At 63.7% G+C, this 14,475-nt stretch carries 12 protein-coding genes; 4 read left to right on the top strand and 8 right to left on the bottom strand.

Going from position 1 to position 14,475, the window contains the following annotated elements; all coding sequences use genetic code 11:
* Window positions 1-119 precede the first annotated feature (119 nt).
* On the top strand, window positions 120-551 hold the full coding sequence (locus K9F62_14635; protein UJX43213.1) for a PilZ domain-containing protein: 432 nt from the start codon (window positions 120-122) through the stop codon (window positions 549-551).
* A gap of 137 nt (window positions 552-688) precedes the next feature.
* Window positions 689-859, top strand: coding sequence for a hypothetical protein (locus tag K9F62_14630; GenBank protein UJX39945.1), 171 nt, complete (start codon window positions 689-691; stop codon window positions 857-859).
* A 214-nt stretch (window positions 860-1,073) separates the two neighbouring features.
* Here K9F62_14630 and K9F62_14625 read toward each other — a convergent pair whose 3' ends face one another.
* Window positions 1,074-1,631: a hypothetical protein gene (locus tag K9F62_14625; protein UJX39944.1), complete on the bottom strand. Its 558-nt coding sequence runs from the start codon at window positions 1,629-1,631 to the stop codon at window positions 1,074-1,076.
* On the opposite strand from K9F62_14625, the gene K9F62_14620 reads away from it, so the two are divergent.
* The gene (locus K9F62_14620) at window positions 1,618-2,472 is read left to right on the top strand and encodes a hypothetical protein (protein UJX39943.1); all 855 of its coding nucleotides are present in this window, start codon (window positions 1,618-1,620) and stop codon (window positions 2,470-2,472) included. The genes K9F62_14625 and K9F62_14620 overlap by 14 nt on opposite strands.
* On the opposite strand, the gene K9F62_14615 is transcribed toward K9F62_14620, so the two are convergent.
* On the bottom strand, window positions 2,473-4,776 hold the full coding sequence (locus K9F62_14615) for a cysteine synthase (GenBank protein ID UJX39942.1): 2,304 nt from the start codon (window positions 4,774-4,776) through the stop codon (window positions 2,473-2,475). It abuts the gene before it with no gap.
* 122 nt (window positions 4,777-4,898) lie between these two features.
* Here K9F62_14615 and K9F62_14610 point away from each other — a divergent pair, with 122 nt between their 5' ends.
* Window positions 4,899-6,668, top strand: coding sequence for a DUF115 domain-containing protein (locus K9F62_14610; GenBank protein ID UJX39941.1), 1,770 nt, complete (start codon window positions 4,899-4,901; stop codon window positions 6,666-6,668).
* Window positions 6,669-7,161: 493 nt separating this feature from the next.
* On the opposite strand, the gene thiE is transcribed toward K9F62_14610, so the two are convergent.
* The 6 genes from thiE to K9F62_14580 form a co-directional block, all read right to left on the bottom strand.
* Window positions 7,162-7,806: a thiamine phosphate synthase gene (gene thiE / locus K9F62_14605; GenBank protein UJX39940.1), complete on the bottom strand. Its 645-nt coding sequence runs from the start codon at window positions 7,804-7,806 to the stop codon at window positions 7,162-7,164.
* On the bottom strand, window positions 7,803-8,603 hold the full coding sequence (gene thiM, locus K9F62_14600; GenBank protein ID UJX39939.1) for a hydroxyethylthiazole kinase: 801 nt from the start codon (window positions 8,601-8,603) through the stop codon (window positions 7,803-7,805). Before thiM ends, thiE begins: the two co-directional genes overlap by 4 nt.
* A gap of 281 nt (window positions 8,604-8,884) precedes the next feature.
* Window positions 8,885-9,835: an IS1595 family transposase gene (locus K9F62_14595; protein UJX39938.1), complete on the bottom strand. Its 951-nt coding sequence runs from the start codon at window positions 9,833-9,835 to the stop codon at window positions 8,885-8,887.
* Between the two features lie 169 nt (window positions 9,836-10,004).
* A complete protein-coding gene (gene clpB, locus K9F62_14590) occupies window positions 10,005-12,605 on the bottom strand; it encodes an ATP-dependent chaperone ClpB (protein UJX39937.1) in 2,601 nt (866 codons plus the stop codon).
* 192 nt (window positions 12,606-12,797) lie between these two features.
* Window positions 12,798-13,112 carry a chaperone modulator CbpM gene (locus K9F62_14585; protein UJX39936.1) on the bottom strand — a complete coding sequence of 105 codons (315 nt, stop codon included), beginning with the start codon at window positions 13,110-13,112 and terminating at the stop codon, window positions 12,798-12,800.
* Window positions 13,113-13,130: 18 nt separating this feature from the next.
* Window positions 13,131-14,168 carry a DnaJ domain-containing protein gene (locus tag K9F62_14580; protein ID UJX39935.1) on the bottom strand — a complete coding sequence of 346 codons (1,038 nt, stop codon included), beginning with the start codon at window positions 14,166-14,168 and terminating at the stop codon, window positions 13,131-13,133.
* Window positions 14,169-14,475: the final 307 nt, after the last annotated feature.

Raw genomic sequence — 14,475 nt, 5'->3', positions numbered from 1 at the left:
ACAATAACGCCTTGGCGGGAAGCGTCAAGACGGCGCGGCGGTTGCGGCCCGGGGCGGCGGATGGTAAACATATGTACGGCCTGGAAGCGCCGGAGCAGTCTCCAGGCCTGGACGTGACAATGGCGCTGATCGAATTCAAACGCTGTCCGCATTGCGGCAAACCCACCTGGCAGGAATTCATCCCCCAGGCCCCTCCCGCCCTATCCTACTGGCGCTGCCGGGATTGCGGCGATCGCCGCGACGCCAAGCGTATCTGCGTGGGCGACAGCGCGCTTTTAAACCATGGCCGCATCCAGACCGAACACCTGTGCGCCGACGTGCTGATCATCGACATCAGCCGGCGCGGCACCCGGGTGCGCAGTGACGATGTGCCGATCACGGTGCACATGGGCCAGCGGGTGCTCTTTAATCCGCAACTCCAGCCGTGCGGCGAGCTGGCCCACTATCAGCCGGGCCTCGTGCGCTGGATTCGGGACAGGGAATTCGGCATCTGCTTCGAGCATCCGCTGTCGCTTTCCACCAGCGACATCACGCGCATCGTCAAAAACTGACCCCTCCTTTGCAAGACCGGCGACGTGGCCAGCGCCCGAGGGCCAACGGCGTTGCGCACGGGCCATCATACGGGTATGCTGGCCATGCGGCATTTTTCCCATAAGCCCATGCCGCGAAGGAAGGTCCGACCCCGCCCATGCAGGACTATGAAAAAATACGCCATGCGGTAAAGACCGGGGACAAGATCATGGAGCTGGCGGCGTCCCTGGGCCTGGACCCGGCACGCAACACGGTCAAGGACCTGGCGGACATGCTGCTGCAAAACGCCCTGGCCCAAGGCGACGAAAAGAGCCCCCCCAAGGCGTAGTTGCGTTCCCCCCCAAAACAACCATGCGTCGGTGTCGCCATCGCATTGGCACCCCGTTCGAAGGCGCACACCAAGGCGCACCGCGCCCTCCGGCGCGCGTTGGCCGGACCCGGGCCACAAAAAAAGGCCCGACGCTTGCGCGCCGGGCCTTTGTCTCCGATCGCCGCGCCCGCCACTTCGCCCGAAGCGGTCGAAGCGAGAAGCGCGAAAAAAATCAGACTTCCAGGTCGATAAGGACCGGGCCGAGAACGTTGCCCATGGGACGGGACAGGAATTCCTCGCGCTTGATCTCCTTGCCGTCGTAGAGCATGCTTTCGATGTGAATGACCTTTTGCATCCAGACGTTGTTCTCGATGGTCTTTGGAATGTCCGTCTCAATGATGCGCGCCGTGATCTTGTCGATATCGATTTCTTCGACATCGCTGAAGGAATACGTATGGATATATTCCTCGTTGTAGCCGAAACAATATAACAAATTATTTTTCACGAACGGCTGAAAGATCTTCTTGGCCGGATGACTCTTGACTTCGCAGTTGATCTTGTTCAGACTGACTCGAAGTTTTTCTCTTTCATTGACAATGATATAGACAACGGGACGGTTGCTTTCCAGCAAGTCCTCGCCGGAGGAATGCAGATTGTTGTCGGCCCCATGGAAGATATAATCGATATAGCGTTCCCGGTTGGCCTCCCTGGCCTCACGGACCATTTCCTTCTCGATGTAGGAATAGAAAACGCGCTGACCGAAACCCTTGATCTCAATGTTGAACTTCATCCTCTGCCTCCTCGGCACATTCCATGGTGTTCCGGCCCTTTCCGGGAAACGGCCCCAGTCCTTCCGGCCCGGCTATCGTACTGATCCTACGCGGCTTCCGCTATCCGGTCAATTTGCCTTGCGCGTCGCGGCGCTCGTTTTGGGCCTTTGCCTGCTCGCGCCGGCGGGAGCCGCCCGGGCCGCCGATCCGACTGTTGCCCTGGCCCCCTTTCTCGGCGCGCCCTACCGCGACGACGGCGTGGACGATCCGGCCGGCCGCCACACCCTGTTCGCCAATCAGGCCGCCTCGCTGCCCACGGCCGGCTACAACTGCAGCGGCTTCGTGACCACGGCCTCGCGGGGGCTCCTCGGCCGCCCCCTGCCCCTCGATGCGGCGGGGCGCGACCGCAAGGGCGATTCCGGCCCGGGCAGCCCACGCGGCCAGGACTGGGACTTCGGCTACGACCTGATCGTCAACATCACCGACGGGCTCCCGCGCCGCGTCCTGGCCCCAAACGCCCCAACAAGCGACCCGGCGGCCCTCGATGCCTCCCGCTTTCGGGGCTTCCCCCTGCACGACAAGGCGGCCTGGAACACGGCCCTTTCCTCCCTGCGACCGGGAGAAATGGCCCTTGTGGCATACAGCAAGGCAGTGAAAGGCCGGCTGCTCTATTACCACGTGGGCCTGATCGTGACCGACAGCCAGGGACGCAAATTCCTCTACCACGCCACTCCCGGCCACGGCGTCCACCGCCTCGAACTGTCCTCCCCGGCCGGCATGGCCGCCCTGGAGCAGGAATTCGCCGAAAAGCGCTTCGGCGACAAGCAGGTGCTGCTCGTGGCCGTGCCCCTGCCCCGCTGATCAGCTCCTCGGGAAAAGCCGCACCCCGCCTAACGCATCCTCGACCCGGTAGCCAAGGCCCTCGATATCCGCCCGAATGGCGTCGGCCCTGGTGAAATCCTTGTCCCGACGCGCCTGTTCCCGGGCCGCGACCAGCTTGGGCACCGGTTCGGGCCACTGGCGCGGGGCGACCGGCAGGCAGGCGGGATCGAGCAGCCCCAGCACGCCGTCGGCCGCACTGAGCGCGCCGCCCAGGCGCGCGGCATCGGCCGGGGTCAGGGACCCGGCGGCAATGAGCCCGTTGGCGAACCGGCAAAACGCGAACAGCTGGGGCCAGAACTGGAAAACGGCCAGATCGTCGGCCACGGCCGTGTCCAGGGACTGGGTCAGTTTCTCGGCTTCGGTCACGACCGCGTCCGAGGCGTTGCCCTGGCTGCCCGCGACCAACCCGAGATTGGCGGCCAGCTCCTGCACCCGGTTGCGGTTTTTCTCCCACATCCGAAGCGATTCCGGCACGGCGCAAAGCGGCTTGCGGTAGCCGACCGAAAGCAGCCAAGCCCGAACGGCCAGGGGATGGACGCCAAGGGCCAGCAAATCGGCCAGATCGGCCGTACCGGCTTCCTCGCCCTCCCGGCCGGCCACCCGCCCGCCGACCAGCCAGGCCGCCGGGGAAAAACCCGCCCCAACCGACCAGATGGCCCGCAGATTTTCCAGATGCGGAAAGGTCTTGTCCTCGTCGGTCAGCACAACGGTCACGGCGGGAAGCGCCTTGACCGCCGCCGCCGCCATCTGGAGAAACCAGCTCGGCCGCACATTGCCCCAGGGCGTGGACAAGGCGTCGCCGGCCTTGAGGTCCTTGAGGCTCACACGTTTGAGCAGCGTGAAATCCTGGGGATTGTCCTTGGCATAGGCCAGCAGGTCCACGGTCTTGCCAAGGGCCAGCTTGGTCATGTCCGTGCCGAGCAGTCCGCCATACGCCTTGTCGCGGGCCACGTCGAAATAGACACTGCGCAATTTCTCGTAGGCAAGGCCCTTGCTCAAAAGCTTCCGCGTCATGGCCAGGGCCTCGTCGAGGGCCTCGCCGGCCAGGGGGAAGCGGGCGTCGGCCACGCCGAGGGCGGCGGCGCGGGCCGCCACCTGTTCCCGGGCCTTGACCGCGAATTCGCGGCATTTGACGCCGGCCGCGCGCGACGCGTCGAGGCACCGGTCCTCCAGGTCGGCCAGGCCCACGGCCAGGACAGGCCGAGCGCCGCCCCGGGCCAGGGTCCGCCGCAAAACGTCGAGGGTCACCACCCGTCGCCAGGCGTCCAGGTCGCCGGGCGAGGCCAGGGGCGGACCGAACGTGAAGAGCCCGGGTGTGGCCCCGGCCGGATCGAGATAGACCGGCTCGGCCGCGCCCGCGCCGGAAAGCGCCACACCCTTTTTCTCGGGCGAGGCGAAAAGCGTGGTGGAAAGATAGCGCTCGCCGCCGTCCGGCAGGATGGCGACCACCAGTCCCGAGTCGAGCCTGCCGGACAGGTCCACGGCAACGGCCATGGCCGCCCCACCGCTCATGCCCACAAGCAGGCCTTCGTCCCGGGCCAGCCGCCGGGCCATGGCAAAGGCGTCCTCGTCCTCCACCGGCTCGATGGCGTCCAGGGCGTGCTTGTCGAAAATCCCCGGCGGGTAGGACTCTTGCATGTTCTTGAGCCCCTGGATCTTGTGGCCGGGATGGGGCTCGACCGCCACGACTTTGACGGAGGGCTTCAGTTCCTTCAGTTTTTTGACCAGCCCCATGGCCGTGCCCGAAGTGCCGAGCGCCACCACGACATGGGTGACCGCGCCCCCGGTTTCCTCGAAAATCTCCACCGCCGTCGAATTGTAATGCGCCTCGATGCTGGCCGGATTGTTGAACTGGTCCATGAGGACGTAGGTTTCCGGCTCCTCGCGGGCGAGCCGATACGCTTCCTCGATGGCCCCGTCCGTCCCCAGGTTGCCCGGGGTGAGCACGATTTCCGCGCCGTAGGCGCGCAGGATGCGCTTGCGCTCCTCCGAGGCCGAAGCCGGCATGAGGAGTTTGAGTTTATAACCTTTTACAGCACAGACCATGGCCAAGCCGATGCCGGTGTTGCCCGAAGTAGCCTCGATAAGCGTGCGCCCGGGCTTCAAGTCCCCCGAACGTTCGGCCGCCTCGATCATGGCCAGGCCCACCCGGTCCTTGATCGAACCGCCGGGATTGCGCATCTCCACCTTGGCCACAAGCGTCACTGCGGGGTTTAAACAAAGGCGCGTCATGCGCACAAGCGGAGTCTTGCCCACCAAGGAAAGAACATTGTCGTGGATCATGGCTGCCTCATGGATTGGGACCGGACCTGTCCGGCTGGCAACGTGGTAGGCAAAAAACGGCCAACCGGCAAGAGTGGCAGGATTATTGCTTCGCTTACGGCATCCCATCCAAGGACGACGTCATGCGCATCAACATCTTTCTTGCCGACAATCTCACCGCCCTGGCCGAGGCCAAGGCCCCGGTGGCCGAGTGGCTGGCCCAAAACGCCCCGGCCCCGGAAACCATCATCCCGCGCATTTTCACAAACCAGCACGGCATCGTCGACTGGCGCATCGGAGAAGACCGCAGCCTGTTTGCGGCCATGCATCCGGCCATGCTGTACCGGGACTGGCGGCCCAAGGACAAGGCTGAAGGCGGGGCCACGGTGATCATCGGCACGGCGCTCGGCTACGGGCTCAACCACGTGTTGACCGGCACGCCCCGCTCCCACAAGGTGCTGGTGGTCGAACCCCGGCCGGAAATGCTGGTGGCCTGCCTGGGCCAGACCGACTACCGGCCGTTTCTGGCCGCCGGCAAGCTGGCCTTTCTGCCGCCGGACGCGAAGCTGCTGGAAAAGGCGCTCACCTCCCTCGACGTCAGCTTCCTTTTCGCCCGCATCAACTTGCGAAGCGACCTGCCGAGCACCCAGCTCGGCCCGGAGTACGCCCAGGCCTCGGCGCTGGTGCGGGCCAAGCTCGAAAGCCTGTCCGTGGAACTGACCACCCTGCGCCACAAGCAGGAAACCATGGTCGGCAACGAACTGCGCAACTACTCGCGGGCCATGGAGGATGGAAGTCTTTCGCGCATGGCCGGCATGGCCCGGGGCGTGCCCACGGTGGTGCTCGGCGCGGGACCGTCGCTGCCGCGCTTCGTGCCGGCGCTCTTGCGCCACCGCGACAAGGCCCTTTTCGTCGCGGCGCTGCAAACCCTGCCCGTCCTCGAACGCCTGGGGCTCGCTCCGGACCTGTGCCTGGGCCTCGATTTCAACGACAGCATGAACCGCTGCCTGGACAACTTGCAGGACAACAATTTCGCCGCCGACATCCCGCTCATCTATTCCACCAAGATGCAACCGGCTGTCCTCGACCGCTATCCCGGCCCGAAAATCCCGCTGTGGACCCAGGGCGGCATCGCCACCTTCGTGCTCAAGGACCAGGAGCTGGTGCTCGACGCCGGCGGCAACGTGGGCGTGACCCTGGAGCGCTTCCTCAGCTGGGCCGGGGCCGACCGCTTCTTCCTGGTCGGACAGGACCTGGCCTGGAAGGAAGGCTCGACCCATGCCCCGGGCCACCACAGCGCGGGCGGCAACTACACCTTTTCCCCGCAGCACGACGTCCGGCTCAAGGACATCAAGGGCGAAGACATCTACACCCACCACGGGTTCCTGGCCGCCAAGCGGGACATCGAAAAGGACATCGCGGCCACTGGCGCGTCGTTTTACAACATCTACGGCGGCGGCGTGGTCATCAAGGGCGCGATCAACATCGGCCCCGAGGACCTGGAACGGGTCGACATCCTGCCAAACGGCAACGCCGCCCGGGAAGTCTTCCTGGGAGCCCTGGCCAGGGCTGCCCGGCCCCGGGCCAAGCCGGTCTTTTCGCCCAAGGCCGAGTCCTGGGCCACGTCACTGAAAAACGCCTCGCGCCGGCTGGAAAAACTCATGCGCAAAGCGGACAAACACCAGGAGGAAATCAAGGAACTGCTCTCCCAGTTACAGTTCTTCATGCGCCACGATCCGCTTTACATGCCGTATCTCTACAACGAAATCATGGACATGGCCGGGCTCATCCAGACCCACAAAAGCTACGGCGCCAAGGAATTGACGGCCTTCAAAGCCATCCGCCGCCGCGTGGTGACGAAAATCCGGGAAATCGACGCCCGCCTCGGCCCGTCCGGCTCCTGGGCGGCGTAGCGATGTAGGAAGAAGAGGGGGGATGCCTCCGGCGGCCAGGGGGAAACTTTTTGAAAAAAGTTTCCCCCTGGACCCCCTTCAAAAACTTTCAACGGGGTTCATTTTCAATCTGAAAAGAAATCGAGAAGGAAGCAGGGCCGGACGCGTGCGGCCAAGTGATTGCTTTAGGAAAGTGGAATCGATTCCGAATGGATTCGTATGACGCCCAAAGATGGGCTGCGCGGCCAGCGACGGGATGGGTCGCACGTTTTTTTCAGCTATGGGCTGTATGGCCGGTGGGACGGGATTTGGGGACCGATGGGGAGCCCCCTATCCAGGGGACGACTTTCCTCGTTGCGCCACAGCATTTCCCCGTGCATGGGCCGCGTGACCAGGGCCGGCGAGGGGTGGGGCGGACGCGAAGGCGTATTCTTCAAATATGCGCCGCGCGCGGCCGCCCCGCCCCTCGCCGGCCGACCAATGCATCCAACAGCGAAAAAATAAAACAAAAAAATCAGCGAGTCCTCCCGGCTTCCACGATGTGCCGGAGTTGTACGGCGGCCTCACACGGATCGGGGGCCGAACAAATCGCGGACACCACGGCCACGCCCGCCACACCCGTCTCCATGACCTCCCGGGCATTGCCTTCCTTGATCGCGCCGATGGCCACCACCGGCACTTCGGCCAGGGCAAGCATGGCGGCCAGCCCGGGAAGTCCTTGCGGCGCACCGGCATCCTTTTTGGTGGCCGTGGCGAAAACCGGCCCGGCCCCAAGGTAGTCCACGGGCATCCCCCGGGCGGCCCGGGCCTCGTCTTCGCCCGTCACCGACAGTCCGATGATGGCCCGCGCCCCCAAAAGCGCCCGAACATCGGCCGGGTGCATGTCGTCCTGGCCCACGTGCACGCCATCGGCCCCGGCGGCCAGCGCCACATCCACCCGGTCGTTAATAATGAGCGGCACGCCGCGCGGCCGGGTAAGGCCAAGCACGGCCCGGGCCAGCTCCACGAACTCCCGCGTGGCGGCTTCCTTTTCGCGCAACTGCACTATGGTCGCGCCGCCGGCCACGGCCCGCCCCACCACGTCGAGCAGTTGGCGACCCATAAGCGCCGGCCGGTCCGTGACCAGATAGACCCCGAGGTCGAAAGCGGGCCGGCTCACGGCAGTACCCGCGCTCCGGCCTCGAGGTCGGCCTCGGTCAGGGTATAGAGGATATCGAGAAAGCGGACGAAAAAGCTGCCCGGTCCGGCCGCTCCGGCGGCGGCGAGCCCCCCGGCGGCGGCCATCACGGCCATGGCGTGGACGGTTGCGGCAAGGGCGTCCCGGTTGACGGCCAGAAAAGCCCCGACAAAGGCCGTGGCCGTGCAGCCAAGCCCCGTTACCCGGGGCATGAGCGCATGGCCGCCGGCCAGGGTGACGCTGCTTTGGCCGTCGGTCACCACGTCGAGTTCCCCGCTGACGCAGACCACGCAACCGCATTTTCGGGCCAGTACGGCGGCGGCCTCGGCTGCGTCCAGGCTGGCGTACATGCTGTCCACGCCCCGGGAGGCGGCCGACCCGCCGGCCAGGGCCAGAATTTCCGAGGCATTGCCACGGATGACGGTCACCGGCCCGGCCTCGAGCATGCGTCGGGCCACCTCGCGCCGCCAGGGCGTGGCGCCGGCGGCCACGGGATCGAAGGCCACGGGCACGCCGGCCTGCCGGGCGGCGTCGGAGGCGGCCAGCATGGCGGCCACGTTCTCCTCGCCGGGGGTGCCCATGTTGCAGACCAGCGCCCCGGCCACGGCGGCAAGCTGGGCGGCGTCGGCCGGATGGTGGGTCATGGCCGGCGACGCGCCAAGGGCGAGGAGCGTATTGGCCGTGGTGTTGGTGACGACGTTGTTGGTGACGTTGACGACCAGCGGCTGGGTTTCGCGGATGCGGGCCAGATCGGCAAAGGCGGCCGAAGCAAGGTTCATAGACGGTACATCCTCATGCGGCTGTTCAAAAATCGTGATTGGTTGGCCGGCGGGACGTCTGGGGGGACGCGTGCGGCGCATATTTGAAGAATACGCCTTCGCGTCCCCCCAGACGTCCCGCCGGCCCTGGCCACGCGATCCATACTCGGGAACAATTCCTCATCTGCGACCAACCGGGTGAGACCACCAATCCACCGCCCCACCGGCCTTCATGCAGTGTGGAACGGTCTTCATCCAAAACGAACAGGTTGGGGTTCAATCCCCCGTTAAAAAGTTCCTGGTTACGCACAATCCTCAGCCAGTTTGAGCAGTCTGTAAGGCATGGGCGGCGTCCGCAAGGAGACCCAGGCCAACCGCGTGAGCATTGTCGCCAAGTCATAACGGCGATTGAATCGATATCCGAACGAGGCCAGATAGCGCGACACATGTTTGCCTCTCACGGCACGATATGTTCCCAATAATGCTGACTTCACATTGCCAAGCATGGTGTTGACCCACTTAAATACTGAGTCCTGCACAGCCTTGCGGCCACTGTCTTGAACGGGTTCGTGCCGACAGCCCGCAGCCTGGACCTCGGAAAAACATGGCAACCGGTCCGTCACCACCAATGTCCCGGAACGCAAGATTTTCTGAGATGCCCGCTGCACCTCATTACGCCGAAAACCTTTGACTCGGCACAGCTTCATCTTGTGTGGTTGTCCACTTTTTGTCGTTTCAACTGCCGCAATAAACGGAATTTTTCCTGGGGCACCACGTCCACGTTTCCCACCACGTCGTTTACCGCCAAGGTAAGCATCGTCCATCTCTACGCGGCCGGTGAGACGTTGCTGGTGTTCACGTTCGAGCATGACCTGCATCAGCTTGTGAGACATTTTCCAGGCCGTCGTTTGCGTGACACCAAGTCTGCGGGCTAATTCGACACTGGAGATGCCGCCCTTGCTTTGAGTGAGGTGATAAATGGCGCGGAACCACTTCTTGAGGGGAACTTTGGTGGAAGCGAAGATTGTGCCAGCGGTCACCGAAGTCTGCGTACGGCAATGTGAGCACTGAAAGAGCCGTCGCCTGCCAACAATAAGCAGCGAGTACTTATCCCTGCCGCAAATTGGACAAACGAATCCTTCGGGCCAACGCCATTGCACGAGGTGTGCCCAGCATTTCTCCTCGGTGCCGAATTGCGCCTCAAACGCATCTTCGCTCATACCCTTCTGGAATTGCACAATGTTTCTTGCCATATCCAGCGCCTCCAACCCCCAGAAAATACACAAAACAATGACCGCTGACAATTAGCTGATGATTGTGTGTAAGCAGGAAAAAGTTTGGGAAGGGGAGAGCGCGAGAGGGGATAACCCTTTTCAAAGGGTTTCCCCTCTCGCACTTTCCTTACCCTCCCCTCCCTAAACCTTACACAAACACCAGTTCACCGTCGCGAGCGTCGACGGTCACGGTCTGCCCGTCGGACACTTGGCCGCCGATAAGCGCCTTGGCCAGCGGTGTTTCCACGTGGGCTTGCAGATAGCGCCGCAGGGGCCGCGCGCCGAAAACCGGATCATAGGCCGTCTCGGCGATAAACGCTTTGGCCCCATCGGACAGCTCCAGGCTGATCTTGCGATCGGCCAGCCGCGACCGCAGGCCGCCAAGCATCAGCTCCACAATGGCCGCGATCTGTTCGCGAAGGAGCGGCTTGAAGAGCACGATCTCGTCCACGCGGTTTAAAAACTCCGGCCGGAACTGGCCGCGCAGCGTGTTCATGACCTGCTCGGACACGCCCGGTTTGAACGCGCCGGAAGCGTCGATGCCTTCGAGCAAATACTGGGCCCCGAGGTTCGAGGTCATGATGATGATCGTGTTCTTGAAATCCACGGTGCGGCCATGGCTGTCGGTGAGCCGGCCGTCATCGAGAATTTGCAGGAGCGTGTTGAACACGTCGCTGTGGGCTTTTTCGATCTCGTCGAAGAGCACCACGCTATAGGGCTTTCTGCGCACTGCCTCGGTCAGCTGGCCGCCTTCGTCGTAGCCGATGTAGCCCGGAGGCGCGCCGATGAGCCGCGCCACGGTGTGCCGCTCCATGTACTCGGACATGTCCAGGCGCACCATGTTCTCCTCGGAGTCGAAAAGCGCGGCGGCGAGCGTCTTGCAGAGTTCGGTCTTGCCGACGCCCGTGGGACCGAGGAAGATAAACGAGCCGATGGGCCGGCTGGGGTCTTTCAGGCCCGCCCTGGCCCGCAACACGGCGTCGGCCACGGCGGTGACGGCCTCATCCTGCCCGACCACCCGGCCATGGAGCTCGTCGGCCAGACGCAAGAGCTTTTCGCGCTCGCTCTCCAGAAGCCTTGTGACCGGAACGCCCGTCCAGCGGGAGATGACCATGGCCACGTCGTCCGGACCGACCTCCTCGCGGATGAGCCGGGTACCACCGGCGGTCTTGACGATGGCCTCCTCCTGGCCGGACAGTTCCTTTTCCAGGGCGGCCAACGTGCCGTAACGCAGCTCGGCGGCCCGGTTGAGGTCATAGGCCCGCTCGGCCTCCTCGATGGCCAACCGCGTTTTTTCGATATCGCCCTTGATGCGCCGCAGGCCCTCGACCGCGCCCTTTTCCTTTTCCCACTGGGCCAGGTAGCCGGACTGCTCCTCCTTGAGGTTGGCCAGCTCTTCCTCGAGCTTTTCCAGGCGCTCGCGCGAGGCCTTGTCGGTTTCGCGCTTCAGCGCCTCGCGCTCAATTTCCAACTGCATGACCTTGCGGTTGATCTGGTCCAGCTCGGCCGGCAGCGAGTCGATCTCGGTGCGGATCATGGCCGCGGCCTCGTCGATGAGGTCGATGGCCTTGTCCGGAAGCTGCCGGTCCGCAATGTAGCGCGAGGACAAAACGGCCGCCTCGACCAGGGCCGAGTCGCTTATGCGCACGCCGTGGTGCACCTCGAAGCGCTCGCGAAGGCCGCGCAGGATGGAGATGGTGTCCTCCACATTCGGCTCGTCCACGAAAACGGGCTGGAAGCGGCGTTCAAGCGCCGGGTCCTTTTCGATGTACTTGCGGTACTCGTCGAGGGTCGTGGCGCCGATGCAGTGCAGCTCGCCCCGGGCCAGCATGGGCTTGAGCAGGTTGCCCGCGTCCATAGAGCCCTCGGTCTTGCCCGCGCCGACGATGGTGTGCAGCTCGTCGATAAAAAGGATCACGCGCCCTTCGGAAGTCTGCACCTCCTTAAGCACGGCCTTGAGCCGTTCCTCAAATTCGCCCCGGTACTTGGCTCCGGCGATCAGCGCGCCCATGTCCAGGGCGAAGATGGTCTTTTCCTTGAGGCCCTCGGGCACGTCCTTGTTGACGATGCGCATGGCCAGGCCTTCGACGATGGCCGTCTTGCCCACGCCGGCCTCGCCGATGACGACGGGATTATTCTTGGTGCGCCGCGACAGGATGCGGATGACGCGACGGATCTCCTCGTCACGGCCGATGACCGGGTCGATTTTGCCCTTGCGGGCGGCGTCCACGAGGTCGCGGCCATATTTGGTGAGCGCCTCGTAGGTGCCCTCGGGGTCGGCCGAGGTGACGCGCTGGCCGCCGCGAATCTCGGTCAGCGCCGTCAGGATGCGGTTTTTATCCACGCCCAGGGACTTGTTGACCTGTCCGGCCAGGGTCGAAGGCGGCTCGTCGACAAAGGCCAGGAAAAGGTGCTCGACGCTGACGTATTCGTCTTTGAGGTGCTTGGCCAGATCCTGGGCCTTGACCAGAATTTCGTTGAGGCGCGGGGTCACGTAGACCTGTCCCGGTTGGGAGCCGGGGCCGCTGACCCTGGGCAGCTTGGAAAGTCCCTTTTCCAGTTCGGCCAGATAGGTATCGGTATTGTAGCCGGCCTTTTCGAGGATGCGCGGCACAAGCCCCTGTTCCTGGGTGAGCAGGGCGTAGAGCAGATGTTCGGCGTCGACCTGCTGTTGCCCCATGCGCACGGCCGCGGCTTGCCCCTCGCTTATGGCCTGCTGGGATTTCTGCGTAAACTTGTTGAGATCCATGGTGTACCCTCCCGAATGCGTGCATCAGAGATAAGAACGCCTCCGCAACATGGCAATACGAAGAGGAGAAAAAAGATATTGCGAGAGGGGAAACCCTTTGAAAAGGGTTCTCCCCTCTCGCGCTCTCCCCTTCCTAAACTTTATAACTTGAAAAATATGATGCAAGACAACTCCTCTTTGCAGAAATAGCGCCTAGAGAAGTCGATTAAGCTCGCGCACCTTGTTCTCCAGATAGTCGATTCGTTCGATAAGATCGACCACAATGCTCGCTCCGAGCAGTGGAAGTTCGAAATCGCGGCGAATGCGTTCCAGCTTGCGCAACCTGTAGAGGTCACTCGTCCGGAAGAGGTACGCATCTGCCGTGGTGCGTTCCGGTGTGATCCAGCCCAGTTCGATCAATTCTCCCACAACGGTCGGGTGCAGCCCGGTCAGTTCCTGGAGCTGGGCGAAGCTGATGCGTTCGGACCGGGCGGGCACGGCGGCGACAACGACTTGCTTGATGTCCATGACGACCTCGCTTGGGCGCTAAAACGTCCGGGGATTAAAATCCGCGCTGGCCGCGGCGAGTTTTTCCCAAAGCTCGCGTTGCGCGTCCGTGGCCTTGCTCGGGACCTGCACCATCAGCCGCACGAGCTGATCTCCGCGCTGGCCACGGCCGCCAAGCCCCTTGCCGGCCAGCCGCAACTTGCGTCCCGACGAGGAGCCGGCCGGTATCTGCATCTCCACCGCCCCGTCCAGGGTCGGCACCCGGACCTTGGCCCCAAGGGCCGCCTCCCAGGGCGTCAGCGGCAAATCGAGGATCACGTTGCCTTCCTCGAGCTTGAAAAGCGAATGCGGCAAAATCTTGACCTTGAGGTACAAATCCCCGGGCTTGCCGCCGGCCCGACCCGGATTGCCCTGGCCGGACAGACGGATCTTGCCGCCTTCACGCACCCCGGCCGGGATATTGACGCTCAGCGTCTTGGTGCCCAGACGCGGCGAACCGTCGGGGCCGATGGTCTGCTCCTGCAAGCTGATGGCCTTGGCCCCGCCCTTGTAGGCTTCCTCCAGGGTCAGTTCCAAGGTGGCGTTGGCGTCCGCGCCCCGCGACGGTCCGCGCGAATAGCCTCCCCCGCCGCCAAAGCCGCCGGCCCCGCCAGCTCCGCCGAAACCGCCGAAGGGACCGCCCTGGGTAAAACGGGCCCGGCCGCCACCCATGCCGCCGCCCATGCCGCCGCCGAAAATTGTCTCGAAAAAGTCGGAAAAGGCCCCGGCGTCGAACTGCTGGCCACCGGCTCCACCGAAATTGTAATGGGCGTTTTCAAATCCCGGAGGACGCTGGAAATTCTGGCCATGCTGCCAGTCGGCACCCAGGGAATCATAGAGTTTGCGTTTTTCGGGGTCCTTGAGGACCTCGTACGCCTCGTTGAATTCCTTGAATTTTTTCTCGGCCTCGGGATCGTTGGGATTGAGGTCGGGATGGTGCTTGCGCGCCAATTTCTTGAATGCCTTGGAGATCTCGTCCTGGCTGGCCGTCTTGGATACGCCGAGGAGTTTATAGTAATCCTTGTATTCCACGCTCATAAGGGCAACATCTCCCGTTTGTCCGGCTGGTTTTCCGGCAAGTTAACATAATAAGTCGGTATACGATTCCGTCAACCATCCCGGCCGATTATCCGCGCAAGAAACGGCACTGCCAGTATTATCCCAGGACGCACCCAAAAGCCAGAGCGGGCTTGCCCCGCACCGGTCCCGCCCCTGCCTGGCCGCTACACCCATCGACGCCGAAAGCAAGCCGTCGTCCCGACTTGGCGCGCAATCGGCCGGGGCAGCCTGCCCCGTCCCCTCTCCTTGCGCCATCCCTTGCCAAGGCCGGGCCTTGCCGGTAGCT

Source organism: Desulfovibrio sp. JY, from assembly GCA_021730285.1.
In the GTDB taxonomy this organism is placed as follows: Bacteria; Desulfobacterota; Desulfovibrionia; order Desulfovibrionales; family Desulfovibrionaceae; genus Solidesulfovibrio.
Note: the sequence above shows the minus strand (reverse complement) of the source record. Positions and strands in the feature narration are given on the sequence as shown.

Excerpts from the sequence above, each read along its gene's own strand:
- K9F62_14635 (UJX43213.1), top strand. The coding sequence starts at position 120 with ATGGCGCTGATCGAATTCAAACGCTGTCCGCATTGCGGCAAACCCACC.
- K9F62_14630 (UJX39945.1), top strand. The coding sequence starts at position 689 with ATGCAGGACTATGAAAAAATACGCCATGCGGTAAAGACCGGGGACAAG.
- K9F62_14620 (UJX39943.1), top strand. The coding sequence starts at position 1,618 with ATGTTGAACTTCATCCTCTGCCTCCTCGGCACATTCCATGGTGTTCCG.
- K9F62_14625 (UJX39944.1), bottom strand. The coding sequence starts at position 1,631 with ATGAAGTTCAACATTGAGATCAAGGGTTTCGGTCAGCGCGTTTTCTAT.
- K9F62_14615 (UJX39942.1), bottom strand. The coding sequence starts at position 4,776 with ATGATCCACGACAATGTTCTTTCCTTGGTGGGCAAGACTCCGCTTGTG.
- K9F62_14610 (UJX39941.1), top strand. The coding sequence starts at position 4,899 with ATGCGCATCAACATCTTTCTTGCCGACAATCTCACCGCCCTGGCCGAG.
- thiM (UJX39939.1), bottom strand. The coding sequence starts at position 8,603 with ATGAACCTTGCTTCGGCCGCCTTTGCCGATCTGGCCCGCATCCGCGAA.
- K9F62_14595 (UJX39938.1), bottom strand. The coding sequence starts at position 9,835 with ATGGCAAGAAACATTGTGCAATTCCAGAAGGGTATGAGCGAAGATGCG.
- clpB (UJX39937.1), bottom strand. The coding sequence starts at position 12,605 with ATGGATCTCAACAAGTTTACGCAGAAATCCCAGCAGGCCATAAGCGAG.
- K9F62_14585 (UJX39936.1), bottom strand. The coding sequence starts at position 13,112 with ATGGACATCAAGCAAGTCGTTGTCGCCGCCGTGCCCGCCCGGTCCGAA.
- K9F62_14580 (UJX39935.1), bottom strand. The coding sequence starts at position 14,168 with ATGAGCGTGGAATACAAGGATTACTATAAACTCCTCGGCGTATCCAAG.